Consider the following 16,635-nt stretch of genomic DNA (forward strand, 5'->3'; position numbering starts at 1 on the left):
GGTGCTGAGCAGCCGGGTACGATCGCTGCCCGCGTCCAGCACCGCGGCCCTGGACGCCGAGATCAAGGCCCGCATCGCCGGCGGCGCCGACATCATCAACCTCACCGGCGGCGAACTCGACTTCCCCACCCCGGAACAGGCGGCTGACGGCGCTCGGCGGGCCATCGCCGAAGGCCTTACCCGGTACACGCCGGTCGCCGGTGTGCGGCCTCTCAGGGAGGCCATAGCCCGGCGCCTCTCGGAGCACTGGGGCTGCTCCTACGACGCGGCGCAGATCGTCACGACGAACGGCGCCAAGCAGGCGCTCGCCCAGGTCTTCACCGTCCTGTGCGAGCCCGGCGACGAGGTGATCCTCCCGGCCCCTCACTGGGTCAGCTTTCCCCACATGATCGCTCTCGCAGGTGCGTTGCCGGTGACGGTCCCGACCGCTGACACCGGCTTCAAGCTCACCCCCGAAGCGCTCCGGGCCCACCTGACTCCACGGTCCAGAGTTCTGCTGCTCAACAACCCGTCCAACCCCACGGGCGTGGTCTACGAACGCTCCGAACTCCTGGCCCTTGCCCGGATGGCCGTGGAGCACGGGCTGATCATCGTGACCGACGAGATATACGGGGACCTGGTCCACGCCGGTGCGTCCTTCACCAGCGTCGCCTCGCTCGGCCCGGCGATCGCCGAACGGACCGTCACGATCGGCGGCTTCTCCAAGACGTACGCGATGACGGGATGGCGTATCGGATTCGCGGCGGCACCCCTGCCCGTCGCCGCCGCCCTCACGGCGGTGCAGGGTCACACCAGCTCCGCACCCTCCTCGATCTCGCAGTACGCCGCGCTCGCCGCGCTGACCGACGGCACCGAGACAGAACTCACCAGACGAGCAGCAGAGTTGAGCACCCGGCGCACGATCATGCGCGACGGGATCCTCAACCTGCCGCCCATCCGGCTGACGGCGCGGCCCCAGGGAGGATTCTTCGTCTTCGCCGACATCAGCGCCCTCCGCGCACGGCCGGGCGACGACGCCGGCAGCGTCGCCCGAGGCCTTCTGGAACACGCGGGCGTCGCGGTCATGCCCGGCAACGACTTCGCGGCCCCGGACCACGTCCGGTTGTCGTACGGGGTCGCCACCGAGGACATCGTCCGCGCCCTCGACCGCATCGGTACCTATCTGAAGTCCACCGGAACTGGAGTACCCCATGGATAAGGCCACCATCTTCGAAGTCCGCGGGATGACGTGTGGAGGATGCGCCAAGCGCATCCGTACGGCCATCGAGACCGACCTCGGTGAGGACACCACGGTGACGGTCGACCACAAGAGTGGCCGAGTGACCGTGACCTCCCCGAACGACGTCACCCCCGAGGCCGTCCGGTCGGCCGTGGAGCGCACCGGATACGAGTTCGCGGGAACGGCGGCGTGAGCCCCTCCATCCGGCTCTCCCTCTACGCCGCCGTCCTCGTCGGAGGTTTCGGCCTGGCCTGGCTGCTCGGCAGAGCCCTGCCACCGCTCTAACCCGACAGCCCTACCGAAGGAGACCGCAGTCATGGCCGGCACTGCCACGACGGCACCAGCCGTAGTCACGCTCGATATCGGCGGCATGACCTGCGGGGCCTGCTCGGCCCGCATCGAACGCAAGCTCAACCGACTCGAGGGCGTGACGGCTGAGGTCAACTTCGCCCTGGAGCGCGCTCATGTCAGTTTCGACGACCGTCACACCGTCGACGAACTGATCGACACGGTCAGCAAGATGGGGTATAGCGCTGTGCTGCCCCCGCCGCCCGAGGCCGCGACCCCGCCGACGGGACCCGGCGAATCGGCGGACGAGGCCGCTGACCGTGAACTGTCCGCCATGCGGCTGCGCATCCTCGTATGCCTCGCCCTCACGCTGCCGGTCATGGCCATGGCCATGGTCATGCCTCTGCAGTTCGACCACTGGCAGTGGCTGTCCCTCACGCTCGCGGCTCCCGTCGCCGTCTGGGGTGCCTGGCCCTTCCACACCGCGGCCTGGAAGAACCTCCGTCAGGCCGCCGGAACCATGGATTCCCTGGTCTCCATCGGAGTGCTCGCTTCCTTCGGCTGGTCGCTGTACGCCCTCTTCTTCGGCTATGCCGGGGTCACCGGCATGCAGATGCCGTTCCTCATGGTCCCGACGCCGGGGCAGGGCTCGCACCACATCTACCTCGAAGTCTCCACCTCCTTGACCCTCTTCGTCCTGGTGGGCCGGTACGCGGAGCACCGGGCCAAACGGAGGGCGGGAAGCGCGGTGCGGGCGCTGCTCGAACTCGGCGCCAAGGAGGTCACCGTCCTGAGGGCCGGTCAGGAGGTCGGCATCCCCGTAGGCGAGCTGCGCGTCGGGGACCTCTTCCTGGTCCGCCCTGGCGAGAAGATCGCCACCGACGGCAGCGTCGTCGAAGGGGCCTCGGCCGTGGACGTATCCATGCTGACCGGTGAGAGCGTGCCCCAGGAAGTGGCCGAGGGCGACGCCGTCACCGGAGCCACCGTCAACACCAGCGGTCGCCTCGTGGTCCGCGCGGAACGCGTGGGGGCCGACACCCAGCTCGCCCACATCAGCCGACTGGTCTCCGAGGCCCAGGCGGGCAAAGCCCCCGTTCAGCGGCTTGCCGACCGGATCGCGGCCGTGTTCGTCCCCGTCGTCATCGGCATCGCCGTGACGGTCGCCGGATTCTGGATCGGGAACGGCGGAGGCGCGGCCGCCGCGCTCACCGCCTCGGTCGCCGTGCTGGTGGTGGCCTGCCCCTGTTCCCTCGGGCTTGCCACCCCCACTGCTCTGCTCGTGGGTACCGGACGTGGCGCACAACTGGGCATCGTCATCCGGGGACCTCACATTCTTGAATCGACCCGGCGTATCGACACCGTCGTCCTGGACAAGACCGGCACCGTGACGACGGGCCGGATGCGGCTCGTCGCGACGGCATACGCGGAGGAAACGGACCGCGATGAACTGCTCACGCTCGCGGCCGCCCTGGAGCAGGCTTCCGAACACCCCATCGCGACGGCGGTGACCGCCGCGGCCGCCGAGGTGGCACCCGTGCTGCCCAAGGTCGACGCATTCCGCGCCAGTGCCGGCTTCGGCGTGGTGGGCCGCGTGGGGGAGCGCGACGTGGTGGTCGGCCGGCCGAGCTGGGTCGGCGAGCGCATGGAGATGCCGGACGGCCTGCGGAAGAGCTTGGACGATCTGGAGAACAGCGGCCGGACAGCGGTGGCGGTCGGTTGGGACGACGAGGTGCGCGGACTCCTCTTCGTCGCCGACGAGGCCAAGCCCACCAGCCGTCGGGCGATCGACGAAATGCGACGGCTCGGGCTGACGCCCGTACTCCTCACCGGTGACACCACCGGGGCGGCCCGGCGCATCGCCGACGACATGGGCATCACCGACGTCCACGCCGAGGTGCTTCCCCAGGACAAGGCGGCCGTCGTCCGCCGCCTCCAGGAGGAAGGCCGCACCGTAGCCATGGTGGGCGACGGCATCAACGACGCCGCCGCCCTCGCACAGGCGGACCTGGGCATCGCCATCGGAGGGGGAACCGACGCGGCCATCGAGGCGAGCGATATCACCCTGGTCCGCGGCGACCTGCGGGACGCCGCCGACGCCGTACGCCTGTCCCGGCGTACCCTCGGGACGATCAAGGGCAATCTGTTCTGGGCCTTCATCTACAACCTGGCGGGCATTCCCCTCGCCGCGTCAGGCGTCCTCAACCCGATGATCGCCGCGGCGGCCATGGTGCTGTCCAGCATCTTCGTGGTGACGAACAGCCTGCGGCTGCGCCGCTTCACGTCATCGTCGCAGACGGACGCCCGCCGCTCCAGGACGAGAGCGGCTACGGCGCCGGCCTCTCCCCGGGACCTCGCGGGTGTCTCGTGATCGTTCACTCCCTGGGGCTGCCGGTGGCCCTCGTCGACGTCGATCAGGCCATGAGCGGCGAGTGGCGTGACCACGAGCACCTGGTGGATGTGGTCAGGGTGCAGGACCCGCCCCACCACGCATGGCCATGGCTGAGGGAGGCGGGATTCCACCCGAAACCTCAGGTGATCATGTGGCGCGCCGAGGTACAGGAGTCGGAAGACACCTACCTCGCCGCCCTTTCCGGGAAGGACCGCTACGACATCCGCTCCGCCTACAGGCGGGCGGGCGAGGCGGGCCTCCTGATCCGTACCGAGACACTGACCCCCGAACTGCTCGATCAGTTCATCGAGCTGTACGAGCGACAGGTCGCCGGCATGAGACACGGGTGGGCAGTCGCCGTCCATCAGCGTGCCGACATCCTCGACGAGGCCCATACCTACTGTGCGGTCACGGTCCGCAGCGACAGCACCTTGGTGGGAGCCTGCCTGGGTCAGGACCTGCCGGAGCGTCAGGAGATGCGTGCGCGCTTCTCGGCCGTGACACCGGGACAGCGGAGCGACAGTCTCTCCCGGGTCCTCTACTGGGAGACGATGCGAGAAGCACGGCTGAGGGGGAGGCGCTGGGCGACGCTCGGCCGGGACGTCAACCTGTACGGGCACCTGGGCAACGCGGGGTTGTTCAGCTTCAAGTCGAGGCTCGGCTTCACGGCAGTGCCCGGCCAGTTGGTGGAGCCCGGTACCGGTTCTCACCAGGCCGACCGAGTGGTTGGCTTCACCGCCCTGTCCGATCCCGCGCTCCTGCTCTCCTACGCCGCTGTGGACGGGGAGGAAGCGGCTGTATCGGCGCCGCTGCTGGGCAATCTGTTCAGCGCCCGGGAGGTGGACCCCCGTCCCTTCCGAGGAGCTGGGCTGGCAGGGTTGACTCTGCATGAAGTCCGTCCGCCCGCGTGAGTCGGGCATGTCGTACGACGTTGCGCGGCGCCCCTGCCCGATGAGCGGCGGCTGGGGCTCGCGGTCGGCCGAAGTCGGAGTCCACCGGCGGCCGGGTCACGCCTTTGCTGATGCTGCGGAAAGTATGCGTCCCATCGCTGCGAACGTTGCCGGATCGGCCCGGTAGTAGATCCAGGTGCCCCGGCGCTCCGAGATCAACAGCCCTGCCTCCCTCAGCCTCCTGAGGTGGTGAGAGACCGTCGGTTGGGAGACTCCGACGTTGGACACATCGCAAACACAGGCCTCGCCGTCCTTGTGCGACGCGATGGCTGACAGGAGGCGCAGGCGGATCGGATCGCCGAGCGCCTTGAAGAGCTCAGCGGCTGCTTCGGCCTCTTCGCTGTTCAGGGGACGCTCGGAGAGCGGTGGACAGCACGACTCCACCGTGCGGTCGTCGACGAACGGGGTCGTGGACAATGCTCTCGTCCTGTTCATAGCCCTATATTGACATATCTCTAATCAGAGTGGCAGTGGCAGGTGCTGACCGGCTTGGGCACTGTTTCCTGGATGGGCCTTGACCCCTGATGTCGGCCACACGAGACACTGGATCCTGAGGATCTGAGAACGGACATCTCGTGGTCATGAAGAACTACCCGCCGGAGTTCAGGGCGGACCTGGTCGCGCTGTACGAGTCGCGGCCCGACGCGGCGATCAGGTCGGTCGCCGCCGATCTGGGGATCAATCCGGAGACCTTGCGGAACTGGGTCCGGGCGGCCGGAACGAGTCGGCCCTGGGGGCGCCGGACGCGGGAACCGGCCCAGCCGCCGGTCCCGCTGGAGGCGGAGAACGCGGCTCTGCGGAAGAAGGTCCGCGAGCTCGACGAGGAACGCGAGACCCCGCAAGGGCGAAAGAGCTGGCCGACCGAGCGCGAGGCCCGACTCGACGCCTTCCGATGGCTCCACCGCTACAACACCCGCCGCCGGCACTCCCGCCTCGGACAACGATCGCCAATCGCCTTCGAGAATGTCTTTCACGTGACACCAACTACGCTGGCACCAGCCGCATAACCCGTGTCCAGGATTCGGGGTCAAGGCCCGTCGTCCCGGCGCCACGCACGTGTTCTCGCGTACCGGGCACAAGCCCGAGTGCGTCCCGTACGAGGACGTGCGCCTGGCACACCGAGAGCACGCGCCTGACCTTCGCGGGGCCGCCCTCCGGGCGACGACGGCGGTCCGACGACAGGACCTGGGGTCATCAGGCGTCGTTCTGCGGCACCCGGAGGGACACCGGTTCGTCCTGGCCGTCCCACACCACCTTGATCACGGCTGGGACGGGATCTGCGTAGTCGCCAGCCATCATGAACGTGTGCGGCTCGTTCTCGCCCAGCGACAGTCCGGCCGGCCAGGGCCTCATCGCCGGGTACTCTCCCACCGCGCGGATGTTCTCAGCGCGGGCAGCGCCTTGGTTGAACAGCAGAAACATGCTGCCACCGCTGTACTCGACGCGTAGGTCCACCCGCGGGCGGGACGCCTCTTCCTCCGCCGCACGCCGGTCCGCCGCCTCGCGTCGCTGATCGGCCAGCGTCTCCTCGGCCACCGTGGCCGACCGTTCCGAAGCGAGGCGCGACAACCGCGCCTCCTCCACCGAAGCTTCAGCGGCGGTGACCGACTTCTCGGCCGCGTTCGCGGAACGTCGACCGTCCCGCTGCGCCCTGAGGCTGATGACCAGCGCGACCACGGCGACCAGCCAGGCCAACCATGCGGGCCAGTCCCCCCAACCCAGCGTTGCGGTCCACGACCGCGCGTATCCCCAGTTCATGGATGGACCGTACTGCCGCAGGCCTACGCGGCGCTGCCGGGCCCCGGGAGGACCATTGCGCACCCGCACCACCACCATCACCACCGCGCTCACGGCAGCGCTGCTCACCCTCACCGGGTGCAGCACCGAACCTGAACCGGCGGGATCTGCCGCGGGCTCAGTGCGGAGGGCCGCTCGCCGTCCGGAACGGCCCTCCACTCATGGTGCAGCGATCAGTTCCCGGTCAGGAGGCGGCACCGGCCGGCGCGGCCGCGAGGCCGTTCTGCCAGAGCTGGTTCACCCGGGCCCGCTCGTTGGCGTCCGGCTGGGCGTTGGTGCAGGACGGGCCGGGGCCGCCGCCGGACATCAACTGGCTGCACGGCCCGGAGTAGTTGTCCGGCAGGCCGAGCACATGTCCGGTCTCGTGCGTGGTGACGCGGGTCGAGTCGTACTGCTGGTTCTGCCGGTAGTCCAGGAAGATGAAGCCACGGCCGTGTCCGTCGGTCGAGGCGTACGATCCGCGCGGATCGTTTCCTTCGCGGTACGTGAAGTCGGCCCTGGAGCCTTCCTGAAGCCGGACGTTGGAGACCGAGCTGTTCCAGATCCGGGTGCTGTTGGCTATCTGGGTGCGGAAGCTCGGGGCGTAGGCCGCGCTGTACGTGACCGTGACGGCCTGGGTTCCCGGGTTGGCGGCCCGCTTCTCGGCGACCGACTTCATGACCGCGTCGAAGAAGGCCCGGTTCGCGGCGGCGTTCTCGCCCGAACCGTTGTACGCGGCGATGCCGGCTGGGGTGGAGGTGGCAGGAGCAGGAGCGGCGGAGGCCGCGGGAGCTGAACCCAGCGCGGCAACCAGGCCGAGGCCGACAAGGGCGGAGGCGATGGCGGTCGGGACGTGTCTCATGGGGGATTTCTCCTACTGTCCGATGAAGCCGCGCCCTGGAGTTTGTCCGCTGAACGGACGGGGCGCGGGACGGTACGGGGAGAGTGTGGGGGAGCGGACACCTGCCGGGAATGATGCCAACTCGCGATGACACCGCCCTATCCCCCGTCCTCCGGCCAGGGGCGCGCCACCATGACATCGGCTCAAGGCCGCCACGTGGCCGAGGAGGCCCCGGGCCCGCTCTCCGCCGCCCCGACGCCGTGCCAGTGACCGGGCCGACGATCACGACGGGCGCGGGGAGCGGCACCACTCGTTATCTCGGACCGTTCCGTTGCCGCGGAGGGAAACGGCTGCGCCGATGGGCGTTTGACGACAGGGCCTAGATCGGGCGGATGTCGGACCGGGGACGGTGGTCGGTGCCGAGGCCGGCGGTGATGGTCAGGATGGACGCGGGCCCCGCCATGTCGACCGCGTGCCACGCCCCGGCCGGGTTGACGGTGGCCTCGCCCGGCCGGAGCGCAACGCGGTCGGGCACTCCGTCCACGTCGCGGGTGACCGTCACCGACCCGCTGAGGCAGACGACCAGTTCGTCGCCGGCGGGGTGGCGCTCCCAGTGGTCGCCGGGGCCGTCGCCGTCGAAGATCGCCACGGTCCGGCCCTCGGCGCCGTCCGCCGCGACCGCGGCGCTGTAGGCCTGGAGCACCTCCGGGCCCCAGGCGAAGCCCTCGACGGGTTGGGCACTTGAGCCCAGCCCGAGGTGCACGGGGGTGGTCCGCAGGTCGATGGCGTTGCGTTCGTGGTTGATGAGTCTCATGCCGGCGATCGCCACAGGACGGCCATCGGGTGGTCTTGAAGGAAAGGGAACGGGAGCCGGCGCGACGGGCAGCCGGCCGACGACTACCCGGTCCCGAGGAGGACTTCGCCGCGACGCCAGGCTGTCGGCGACCGGCCCGTGAAATCCCCCCAGTCCCGGACGAGATGGGCCAGGTCGGCGTGGCCGGAGAGGGCCGCCACCTCCAGAGGGTCGGACAGGCTGATCACCGCGGTGAGCGCGCGGCCCGGCGGACCGCAGTGCACCCCCGCCGGGAACCCACGAAGGTCGAAACCGACATATGAGCTGACGTATCGCCGCAAGGCGGGCGCCGGACGCGAATCGACCCTCGTAGCCCTGTCGTCCTCCACCCTCGTCAGTGTAGGAACCGGCGGTCTGCCGGTGGGCTCTCGTGTTCGACTGTCGCGGGTTCTCCGGAGACTGATCACGCCCGTTGGAACTCGTATCCGGGCGACATCGGCGACCATCCCCGGGATACTGGTCGCCCATGGAAGAGGTCGAAGTCGTCGTCGCCCACGCCGAGCGCGCGACTCTGCGCGTCGGCGACGTGTTCCTGAAGGTGGACGCCGATCAGGCGCGTATCGACGTCGAGGTCGAGGCGATGTCCCTCGCGCCGGTTCCGACCCCGGAGGTCCTGTGGCGCAAGCCGCCCGTGCTCGCGATCGCCGCACTCCCGGGAACAACGATCGGGCGTCTCGGCGGGCCGTCGACCGGGGCGTCGTCGGCGTGGGCCGCGGCGGGCGCCGCCATCCGGAAGCTGCACGACGCGCCGCCGCCGCCCTGGCCCGGTCGGGCCGGGAGGAGCGCCGTCGCGCTGGCGGCGGAACTCGACGACGAGTGCGCGTCGCTCGTGACGAGCGGCCTCCTGCCCACTGACCTGGTCACCCACAACCGCCGGGTCGCCGAGGCCGCGCTCCGGCCGTGGACCCCGGCGTTCACGCACGGTGACCTGCAGATCGCGCACGTCTTCCTCGACAGCGACGAGGTCACGGGCATCATCGACTGGTCCGAGGCGGGTCGGGGTGATGCCCTGTACGACCTCGCCACCTTCACGCTCGGACACGAGAAGCACCTCGACGACGTCCTCGCCGGCTACGGCACCGACATCGACCTCGACGTGATCCACGCGTGGTGGTCGTTGCGAAGCCTGCTGGCAGTTCGCTGGCTGATCGAGCACGGCTTCGACCCGTTCGCGCCGGGCTGTGAGGTCGACGTGCTGAGATCCCGGATGTGAGGCGATCGGCTTCCTCGCCGCGGAGAGGAACGACAAGGCCGCCGCCTACGCCGCTACGGCTCCCGACGCGGCACCACGAATGGCGCCGGGATACGAATGGTGCCGAGAATGTGGTGGGGACCGTGAGAGCCCGCACGGAGACTCAGCCGTGGCGGGGATGGAGGTAGGCATGCCGAGGCCTTTGTGGACCGGTGCGATCAGCTTCGGCCTGGTCACCATCCCGGTGAAGGTCGTCTCCGCGACCCAGGACCACTCGATCCACTTCCGCCAGGTCCACCTGGAGGATCTCGGGCGGGTGCGCACCCGGAAGGTCTGCGAGCTGGACGGCGAAGCACTGTCGCAGGACGAGATCGGCAAGGGCTACGAGCTCTCCAAGGAGCAGACGGTGCCGATCACCGATGAGGAACTGGACCGGATTCCGCTGCCCACCGCGAAAGCCATCGAGATCGTCGCTTTCGTGGACGCCGACAGCGTCGACCCGATCCGGATCAGCGACTCCTACTACCTCGCGATCGACGGCAAGGTCGCCGAGAAGCCCTACACCCTGCTGCGCCGGGCGCTGGAGCGCTCGGACAAGGTGGCCGTCGCGAAATTCGCCTGGCACAACCGCGAGCGGCTGGGGCTGCTGCGGGTCAGGGAAGGCGCGATCGTGCTGCACTCGATGCGCTGGCCGGACGAGATCCGCAGCCCCGAGTCCCTGGCCCCGCGAGAGGTGGAGCTGGACGACGACGAGATCGAGCGGGCCGTCCAGCTGACCGACTCCATGGCTCTGGACAGCATCGCCGGGTTCCGGGACACCTACCGGGACGCCCTGGAGGAGCTGCTCACGGCGAAGTCGGAGGGCAAGGAGCTTCCGGAGCCCGCCGAGGGCGAGGAGCAGGAGGAGGGCAAGGTCGTGGATCTGATGGCCGCGCTGAACGCGTCGGTCGAGGCGGCGAAGGAAAGCCGCGGGGAGGACGGGGGCGGGGAGGCCACGGTGCACGAGATGCGGCCCCGGAAGAAGACCGCATCGACGAAGACGGCCTCGTCCGGGAAGCCGGCCGCCGGCCGGAAGACGGCGGCGTCCAGGAAGGCCACCGGCCAGAAGGCGGGCGCCAAGAAGACGACCGCGGCGAAGAAGACGACCGGCGCCAAACGCACGGCGAGGAAGCGGAGCGCCTCCTGACCGAGGACCGAGAGGATTCCGTGACGCGTCTGCCCCGCATCGCACCGATGCTCGCGACCCCCGGGCGGCTGCCCCCGCCCTCGGAGGACACCTCGTACGCGTACGAGGTGAAGCAGGACGGGCAGCGGTGCATGGTCTACCTGCCCGGCGACGGTTCGGTACGGCTGCGCTCCCGGTCCGGCGCCGACATCACCCCCGCCTATCCCGAGCTCGCGGGCCTGGGGACGGTGCTGGGCCCCCGCCCCGCCGTGCTGGACGGGGAGATCGTCGCCCTGGACGACGAGGGGCGCGGCGACTTCCAGCGGCTGCAGCCCCGGATGGGGCTGGCCGGCTCCGGGGCCAGGGCGGCCCGCATGGCCGCGAAGACGCCCGTGCACCTGATGCTCTTCGACGTCGTGTTCCTCGGCACGAGCCGGCTCACCCGCACCCCGTACTCCGAGCGCCGCGCCGTCCTGGACTCCCTGGGCCTGGGCGGGCCCGCGTGGTCGACCCCGGCGGCGGTCGTCGGGCACGGGCAGCGGGCGCTGGAGATGACGCGGACCGCCGGCTTCGAAGGGATCGTCGCCAAGCGGCGCACCTCCCTCTACGAGCCGGGTGTCCGCTCCCGGGCGTGGATCAAGATCCGGCACGTGCGGACCGAGGACATCGTCGTCGGCGGCTGGCTGCCCGGCCACGGCCGCCTGACCTCTCTGCCCGGCGCCCTCCTCATGGGCCGACCGGACCCCGGCGGGGGACTCCGCTACGTCGGCGGCGTCGGCACCGGCTGGAGCGACGCCGAACGCACCACCCTCGGGGCCCTCCTCCACGCCGCGGCGACCGACACCTGCCCGTTCACCGAGCGGCCGACGGTGACCGGGGCCCGGTGGGTGGAGCCCCGGCTGGTCGGAGAGGTCCGCTACACGACCCGCACCAGGGCCGGGCGGCTGCGCCAGCCCTCCTGGCACCGCCTGCGCCCCGACCTCACACCCGATGACCTCCGCTGAGCCGCGCGGGGCCGCCGGTCCTCCGTCGAGCATCCGCCGTACGGCCTCGGGCCTCGACTCCGGGGAGATCAGCGGCCACTGCCATCCGTGGCCCGACAACCAGGGCCGTTCACCGTTCGCCCGGGAGCACCTTGTTACGCTCGCCCTATGCTGAGACTCGGAATGCCTGTCGTCGGTGTCACCGACATCCCCCGGGCGGTTGCCTTCTGGAGCGCGGCGTTGAACCTGGTCGCCAGTCAGACGTGGGCGAGCGAAACGTGGCGAACGCTCGACCACGCCGACGGCTCCGGCCGGGCGCTCGGCCTGTTGCGCAGCGACTCCCCGCCCGAGCCACGCCCCCGTATCCATCTGGACCTGTTCACGGATTCGGCCGAGGAGCAGCAAAGTGAGGTCCGGCGACTGCTCGGTCTCGGTGCGCGGAGCGTCGACTGGGACCTCTACCCGGCCGATCCCGACTTCGTTGTCCTGGCCGACCCGGACGGCAACATCTTCTGCGTCGTGGACCTGAGCCACGCACCCAGCGGCGCGAGCTGAACGGCGCGACGAGCTGACCCCGGATCCGCGGGGCGACCTGACCGCATCCGCCGCCGCATCCGCCGGAGGACGGCCTGACCGGCCGGCCCTGGGGGCCCCGTACCCGTACTGACGGCCGACGTCACGCGCGCTTTCGCGGCCGCCGTTCGGTTCCGGCGAGGGCGCGGTCGAGTGCGGCCACGCCCAGGCCGGCCAGCACGATCTGGATGAGCCACTCCGACCAGTCGACGCCCCGCGTGTCGCCCACACCCAACACGGACGCCAGCAGCGAGCCGAGGAGCGCGGCGGCCATGCCGACGACGAGCGTCCACAGGACGCCGATGTGCTGACGGCCGGGCAGGACGAGACGCCCCAGCAGGCCGACCGCCGCACCGATGATCAGAGCGCTGACGAGTCCGGAGATGTGCATGGCCGGCTCCTTCGTGGTCGACGTGTCCGCTTCGCGTACCCCGAGGGGCGCTGAGGACTCTCGGGGTACGAGACTCGCCGACACGTCACGACAGCGCCGAAGTCGCCGCCGCACAGGGGCATCCGGCGTCATCGGAGGCGGCTCGCCACCATCGGCCCCATCGTTCGTGCATACGTCCGGAGCGCAGGGGCAGGCGAATGTCAGCCATGGACGACGGAGGCCGATCGCAAGCGGTCATCCCCGGCGACAGGTGAATGATGAGCACCGAGAAGAAGACCGATGAGAAGTCCGATGAAGAGCGTGACGGAAAGCGCGTCGACGTTCCTACCGCCATGAGGCAGGCCTCTGCGCAGCTCACGGAATTGCTCCAGTGCGAGCCGGGTTCTGTTTCCGCGGTGAAGGCAACCGAGGACGGTTGGTCGGCGGACGTGGAAGTGGTCGAGCTGGAAAGAGTGCCGGACACCATGAGTGTGATGGCCTCCTACCGGGTTGAACTCGACCCGCGGGGAACGCTGCTGTCCTACGAGCGACTGCGCCGCTACGCCAGGGGCCAGATCGACCGTCGCTGAAAATTACGTCGTCAGACGTAATGAGACCTCAGACGTAACAAAGATCAGACGTAACAAAGATCACCGAAAGGAGTTCCCCATGGCACTCGTTCAGCAGAGCAATGCGACGTCCGGTGGGAGCGGATCGGGAAATCTCTACGACGTTCTTGAACTCATACTCGACCGCGGGCTGGTTATCGACGCATTCGTACGCGTCTCCCTGGTCGGGATCGAAATTCTCAAAATCGACGTCCGGGTGGTGGTCGCGAGTGTCGATACCTACCTGCGGTTCGCCGAAGCCTGCAACCGACTCGATCTGGAGTCCGGACGCAAGGCGCCGAGCCAGCTCACGGACCTGGTCGGCGACATGACGGAGAACGGCGCCAAGGGCAAGTCCAAGGGTGCGCTCAGCGGTGCCGTGGAGGCGGTGACCGAGTCGTTGCAGGGCAAGCGCGAGGAGCCCGAGGAAGAGCCGCGCAAGCGCCCGGCCCGTAAGTCGACGTCCAGCCGCCAGACCCAGCGAAGCGGGGAGTGACGGTGCCCACCTACATCTACGCCATCACCGGCGCCGACCACCCGCTGCCCCTCAACGGCCTGCGAGGCGTGGGCGACCCGCCCTCCGCGCTGCGCACCCTGCACACCGACCTGCTGGCCGCCGTGGTCAGCGACGCACCTCCCGGACTCCGCGCCAAGCGGCGCGATGTGATGGCTCATCAGGGCGTCCTGGAGACGCTGATGGCCGGTGGCGCGACCCTGCCGATGAGGTTCGGTCTGGTGGGTCCCGGCGACGAGGAGGTCACCGCGGCCCTCGACCGGGAGGCCGACGCGTACGGGGACCGGCTGGCGGAGCTGGACGGCCGGGTGGAGTACAACCTCAAGGCCGGCCGCGACGAGGAAGACCTCCTGCGGGAGATCATGACCGAGTCCGACGACATCCGGGAACTCAACGAACGGACGCGTGCCCAGGGCGGCCACGACGACCGGGTCGCCCTGGGTGAGCTGGTGGCCCGGGAGGTGACCGCCCGCCACCAGCGGGAGGCGGAGGACGTCGCCGCCCGGCTGGCGGACGTCGCCGCCCGCAGCTCGCACGCGGAGCCGGCCCCGCAGCAGTTCCTCAACCTGTCCTTCCTCGTGCCCCGGGCGGAGACCGACGCCTTCGTGGCAGCGGTCCGACGCGAGGCGGAGCAGCGCGGCGACGCGTACGCGTTCACGTTGACGGGCCCGCTGCCGCCGTACAGCTTCGTCTGACCGCCGGGGGGCGGCGGCCCGGGCCCGTCCGGCCTTCCCCAGGAGCGGAGGTGATCTGTCAGCCATGGGCCTCATCAGCACCATCCTGACCCTGCCGCTGGCTCCCGTACGGGGGACGGCCTGGGTCCTCGACCAGGTCGTCCAGGCCGCCGAGGAGGAGTACTACGACCCCGAGCCGGTACGTGCCCGGCTTGCCCAGTTGGAACAGGACCTGATCAACGGCCTTGTCGACGAAGACGAGTTCGACCGGCGCGAGGACGAACTCCTCGACCAACTCGACGAGATCGAGGAGTACCGCAACAGCGCACGGCACACGCCGTGACCATCAACCACGACACACGTGATCCGGGGGGAGAGCAGAGGTGCATCGCACATGACGAAGAACGCCAAGATAGGCGCGGCTCTGGTGGGGGGATACCTGCTGGGGCGCACCAAGAAGGCCAAACTCGCCCTGGGGTTCGGGATGTTCCTCCTCGGCAAGAAGATCGACCTCGACCCGCGGCAGCTCGGCAGGATGCTGGCCGACTCCCCGGTCCTCGGCTCCCTCAACGACCAGGTGCGCAAGGAACTGGTCGACGCCACCCGGACGGCGGCCACCAAGGCCGTCACGCAGCGGGCCGGCAGTCTGGCCGACTCCCTGCAGCAGCGCACCCAAGCACTGGGGGCCGCTCCAGGGGCCGACGGGGAGGAGCCCGACGAGGAGGACGACGAGACCAGGGCAGCAGCCGACGACGAAGCCGAGGCGGACCGGGACGAGGACACGGGCGGGGACCAGAAGCGCAAGCGCACTCCCCGGAAGACCGCCGCCGCGTCCGACTCCAAGCCCGCGTCCAGGAACCGGTCCTCGTCCGGCGGTAGCCGGTCCGGGAGCGGGGGCAAGTCCGCCCCCGCCCGTAAGCGCGGCGGAACCGCCCGGAAGACCGCGGCCTCCGGCGCCCGCAAGGCCCGGGGAGGCGACGATGCCTGACTCCACCCTCGGCGGTATCAAGGACGACGTGGTCAAGAGCCCGGCCACCGACCGCCTCAAGGACGAACTGCAGAACTATCTCCGGGCCCGTGCCGAACACGCGGTGACCCAGCTGGGACACCGTCTCGGCGACTCGGTGTCCAAGCTCGCTGAGCCGGGCGGCGGGGGCGGTGCGCTCAAGAGTCTGGCCAAGGGCGGCCAAGCCCTCGGGGAAGGCAAGTCACCCGGTCAGGCGGCCCTGAGCGCGGGCGCCTCCCATCTCAAGGACACCGTCAAGGACAAGGTCAAGGGATTGTTCGGCAAGGGGCGCAAGTCGGGTGGGGGCAAGTCCAAGAGCGTCACCATCGTCGAGGACATCGACGTCGGCGTGCCGGTCCGTGAAGCGTACGACCAGTGGACGCAGTTCCAGGAGTTCAGCTCGTTCGCCAAGGGTGTCGTGAGCGTGGAGAAGGCGGACGACACCACCAGCAACTGGAAGGTGAAGGTCGCCAAGTCGACCCGCAGCTGGAAGGCGAACGTCACCGAGCAGGTGCCCGACGAACGCATCACCTGGACCACCGAAGGAGCCAAGGGCACCGTCAAGGGCGTGGTCACCTTCCACGCGATCACCGACGATCTCACTCGTGTCCTGCTGGTCCTCGAATACTTCCCCAAGGGGCTGTTCGAGAAGACCGGCAACATCTGGCGCGCCCAGGGCCGCCGCGCCCGGCTCGACCTCAAGCTCTACCGCAAGTTCATCATGATGCGCGGCGAGGCGACCGACAGCTGGCGGGGCGAGATCCGTGACGGAGAGGTCGTCCTCAGTCATGACGAGGCGCTGGACGAGGAGGAGTCCCGGAACGACGAGGGCTCCGCATCCGACGAGGGCGCCCCCGACGAGCCGTCCGAAGACGAGCCGTCCGAGGACGAGCAGCTCCCTGACGAGGACGACGACCTCGCGTACGAGGACGAAGAACCGCAGGACGAAGAACCGCAGGACGAAGAGCCGCGGGACGAGGAGTTCGGCGACGAGGAAGACCACGAGGAGAGCGACGAGGAGGAGGAAGACGAGGACGTAGAGCCGGCGGACGAGCTGGACGAACCGGCGGAGGAGCCCGCAGACGACGAGGACGCCGGGGACCAGGGCGACGAAGCCGCGGCCGAGGAGACGGAAGAGGAGACGGAAGAGGAGCCGCGGCCGGCCCGGCGCTCCCGACGCCGTCAGGCCACCGCCGACCGGTGACCGGGCCCGCGCACAGAGCCGCACCGACAC

At 69.8% G+C, this 16,635-nt stretch carries 20 protein-coding genes and 1 pseudogene; 15 read left to right on the forward strand and 6 right to left on the reverse strand.

Translation table 11 applies throughout. From position 1 onward, the window contains the following. Nucleotide 1: 1 nt before the first annotated feature. From AB0F29_RS10340 to AB0F29_RS10355, 4 genes are all read left to right on the forward strand, one after another. Nucleotides 2-1,198, forward strand: a complete 1,197-nt coding sequence (locus AB0F29_RS10340) for a pyridoxal phosphate-dependent aminotransferase (RefSeq protein ID WP_361869682.1) — start codon at nucleotides 2-4, stop codon at nucleotides 1,196-1,198. Next, complete coding sequence (locus tag AB0F29_RS10345) at nucleotides 1,191-1,412, forward strand: heavy metal-associated domain-containing protein (protein WP_361869685.1); 222 nt, start codon at nucleotides 1,191-1,193, stop codon at nucleotides 1,410-1,412. Before AB0F29_RS10340 ends, AB0F29_RS10345 begins: the two co-directional genes overlap by 8 nt. Before the next feature lie 123 nt (nucleotides 1,413-1,535). After that, nucleotides 1,536-3,875 (forward strand): heavy metal translocating P-type ATPase, encoded by a 2,340-nt coding sequence (locus AB0F29_RS10350; RefSeq protein ID WP_361869687.1) that lies wholly within the window; start codon nucleotides 1,536-1,538, stop codon nucleotides 3,873-3,875. Further along, nucleotides 3,872-4,807 carry a GNAT family N-acetyltransferase gene (locus tag AB0F29_RS10355; protein ID WP_361869689.1) on the forward strand — a complete coding sequence of 312 codons (936 nt, stop codon included), beginning with the start codon at nucleotides 3,872-3,874 and terminating at the stop codon, nucleotides 4,805-4,807. The genes AB0F29_RS10350 and AB0F29_RS10355 overlap by 4 nt, the downstream gene beginning before the upstream one ends. Nucleotides 4,808-4,903: 96 nt before the next feature. Here AB0F29_RS10355 and AB0F29_RS10360 read toward each other — a convergent pair whose 3' ends face one another. Beyond that, the gene (locus AB0F29_RS10360) at nucleotides 4,904-5,281 is read right to left on the reverse strand and encodes a metalloregulator ArsR/SmtB family transcription factor (protein ID WP_361869691.1); all 378 of its coding nucleotides are present in this window, start codon (nucleotides 5,279-5,281) and stop codon (nucleotides 4,904-4,906) included. Between the two features lie 146 nt (nucleotides 5,282-5,427). Here AB0F29_RS10360 and AB0F29_RS10365 point away from each other — a divergent pair, with 146 nt between their 5' ends. After that, nucleotides 5,428-5,853 carry a transposase gene (locus AB0F29_RS10365; protein WP_361869694.1) on the forward strand — a complete coding sequence of 142 codons (426 nt, stop codon included), beginning with the start codon at nucleotides 5,428-5,430 and terminating at the stop codon, nucleotides 5,851-5,853. Between the two features lie 187 nt (nucleotides 5,854-6,040). Here the strand turns inward: AB0F29_RS10365 and AB0F29_RS10370 are convergent, their stop codons facing one another. The 4 genes and pseudogenes from AB0F29_RS10370 to AB0F29_RS10385 form a co-directional block, all read right to left on the reverse strand. After that, on the reverse strand, nucleotides 6,041-6,604 hold the full coding sequence (locus AB0F29_RS10370) for a hypothetical protein (RefSeq protein ID WP_361869697.1): 564 nt from the start codon (nucleotides 6,602-6,604) through the stop codon (nucleotides 6,041-6,043). A 223-nt stretch (nucleotides 6,605-6,827) separates the two neighbouring features. Further along, entirely contained in the window at nucleotides 6,828-7,484 is a 657-nt protein-coding gene (snpA, locus tag AB0F29_RS10375; RefSeq protein ID WP_361869700.1) for a snapalysin, read from the reverse strand. 358 nt (nucleotides 7,485-7,842) lie between these two features. Continuing rightward, a complete protein-coding gene (locus AB0F29_RS10380) occupies nucleotides 7,843-8,277 on the reverse strand; it encodes a cupin domain-containing protein (RefSeq protein ID WP_361869703.1) in 435 nt (144 codons plus the stop codon). A 191-nt stretch (nucleotides 8,278-8,468) separates the two neighbouring features. Further along, nucleotides 8,469-8,645 (reverse strand): annotated as a pseudogene (locus AB0F29_RS10385) (AraC family transcriptional regulator); the annotation flags it as partial. Between the two features lie 137 nt (nucleotides 8,646-8,782). Here AB0F29_RS10385 and AB0F29_RS10390 point away from each other — a divergent pair. The 4 genes from AB0F29_RS10390 to AB0F29_RS10405 all read left to right on the forward strand — a co-directional run bounded on the left by AB0F29_RS10390 (nucleotide 8,783) and on the right by AB0F29_RS10405 (nucleotide 12,211). Beyond that, on the forward strand, nucleotides 8,783-9,529 hold the full coding sequence (locus AB0F29_RS10390; RefSeq protein WP_361869705.1) for a phosphotransferase: 747 nt from the start codon (nucleotides 8,783-8,785) through the stop codon (nucleotides 9,527-9,529). Between the two features lie 169 nt (nucleotides 9,530-9,698). Continuing rightward, nucleotides 9,699-10,694, forward strand: coding sequence for a Ku protein (locus AB0F29_RS10395; protein WP_361869707.1), 996 nt, complete (start codon nucleotides 9,699-9,701; stop codon nucleotides 10,692-10,694). Nucleotides 10,695-10,714: 20 nt separating this feature from the next. After that, complete coding sequence (gene ligD, locus AB0F29_RS10400) at nucleotides 10,715-11,677, forward strand: non-homologous end-joining DNA ligase (protein WP_361869710.1); 963 nt, start codon at nucleotides 10,715-10,717, stop codon at nucleotides 11,675-11,677. A 147-nt stretch (nucleotides 11,678-11,824) separates the two neighbouring features. Next, nucleotides 11,825-12,211, forward strand: a complete 387-nt coding sequence (locus tag AB0F29_RS10405; protein WP_361869712.1) for a VOC family protein — start codon at nucleotides 11,825-11,827, stop codon at nucleotides 12,209-12,211. A gap of 121 nt (nucleotides 12,212-12,332) precedes the next feature. On the opposite strand, the gene AB0F29_RS10410 is transcribed toward AB0F29_RS10405, so the two are convergent. Then, nucleotides 12,333-12,620, reverse strand: a complete 288-nt coding sequence (locus AB0F29_RS10410) for a GlsB/YeaQ/YmgE family stress response membrane protein (protein ID WP_361869714.1) — start codon at nucleotides 12,618-12,620, stop codon at nucleotides 12,333-12,335. A gap of 254 nt (nucleotides 12,621-12,874) precedes the next feature. On the opposite strand from AB0F29_RS10410, the gene AB0F29_RS10415 reads away from it, so the two are divergent. The 6 genes from AB0F29_RS10415 to AB0F29_RS10440 all read left to right on the forward strand — a co-directional run bounded on the left by AB0F29_RS10415 (nucleotide 12,875) and on the right by AB0F29_RS10440 (nucleotide 16,605). Then, nucleotides 12,875-13,189: a gas vesicle protein gene (locus AB0F29_RS10415; protein WP_361869716.1), complete on the forward strand. Its 315-nt coding sequence runs from the start codon at nucleotides 12,875-12,877 to the stop codon at nucleotides 13,187-13,189. 79 nt (nucleotides 13,190-13,268) lie between these two features. Then, on the forward strand, nucleotides 13,269-13,703 hold the full coding sequence (locus AB0F29_RS10420; RefSeq protein ID WP_018956599.1) for a gas vesicle structural protein GvpA: 435 nt from the start codon (nucleotides 13,269-13,271) through the stop codon (nucleotides 13,701-13,703). Nucleotides 13,704-13,705: 2 nt separating this feature from the next. Continuing rightward, on the forward strand, nucleotides 13,706-14,416 hold the full coding sequence (locus AB0F29_RS10425; RefSeq protein WP_361869718.1) for a GvpL/GvpF family gas vesicle protein: 711 nt from the start codon (nucleotides 13,706-13,708) through the stop codon (nucleotides 14,414-14,416). A gap of 64 nt (nucleotides 14,417-14,480) precedes the next feature. Beyond that, a complete protein-coding gene (locus AB0F29_RS10430; protein ID WP_361869720.1) occupies nucleotides 14,481-14,738 on the forward strand; it encodes a gas vesicle protein GvpG in 258 nt (85 codons plus the stop codon). 51 nt (nucleotides 14,739-14,789) lie between these two features. Then, nucleotides 14,790-15,383 carry a hypothetical protein gene (locus tag AB0F29_RS10435; protein ID WP_361869722.1) on the forward strand — a complete coding sequence of 198 codons (594 nt, stop codon included), beginning with the start codon at nucleotides 14,790-14,792 and terminating at the stop codon, nucleotides 15,381-15,383. Then, nucleotides 15,376-16,605 carry an SRPBCC family protein gene (locus AB0F29_RS10440; RefSeq protein ID WP_361869724.1) on the forward strand — a complete coding sequence of 410 codons (1,230 nt, stop codon included), beginning with the start codon at nucleotides 15,376-15,378 and terminating at the stop codon, nucleotides 16,603-16,605. The genes AB0F29_RS10435 and AB0F29_RS10440 overlap by 8 nt, the downstream gene beginning before the upstream one ends. Nucleotides 16,606-16,635: the final 30 nt, after the last annotated feature.

The organism is Streptomyces sp. NPDC026589 (assembly GCF_040638385.1).
Taxonomy (GTDB): Bacteria; Actinomycetota; Actinomycetes; order Streptomycetales; family Streptomycetaceae; genus Streptomyces.